Annotated in this window: 1 tRNA gene and 1 rRNA gene; both read right to left on the reverse strand. The window is 46.2% G+C overall.

Annotation, left to right across the window (positions count from 1 at the left end):
• Positions 1 to 6: 6 nt before the first annotated feature.
• Positions 7 to 80: transfer RNA gene (locus tag JT26_RS01310), tRNA-Ile, on the reverse strand.
• Positions 81 to 263: 183 nt separating this feature from the next.
• Positions 264 to 325 (reverse strand): 16S ribosomal RNA (locus tag JT26_RS01315); the annotation flags it as partial.

Genomic DNA, 325 nt, shown 5'->3' on the forward strand with positions numbered 1-325 from the left:
CTTTCGTAGTCCCAGGCAGATTTGAACTGCCGACCTCTACATTATCAGTGTAGCGCTCTAACCAACTGAGCTATAGGACTGGATAGCAGATCGTACTCCGTACAGACTCACGCCACTCATTTCGACCCCTCTCTTCCGGATCGAATGATATATTGTACTATTGAATACATTCTCAACAAGCAGACAGGGTACATTACCCTTCATACCCAAGTAATAGCTGTCTGTCATTTATATAAACAACAGACACGAATACTTCGCTCCAGAAAGGAGGTGTTCCAGCCGCACCTTCCGGTACGGCTACCTTGTTACGACTTAGCCCCAGTTA

The organism is Porphyromonas sp. COT-108 OH1349, from assembly GCF_000768755.1.
Classification (GTDB): domain Bacteria; phylum Bacteroidota; class Bacteroidia; order Bacteroidales; family Porphyromonadaceae; genus Porphyromonas_A; species Porphyromonas_A canoris.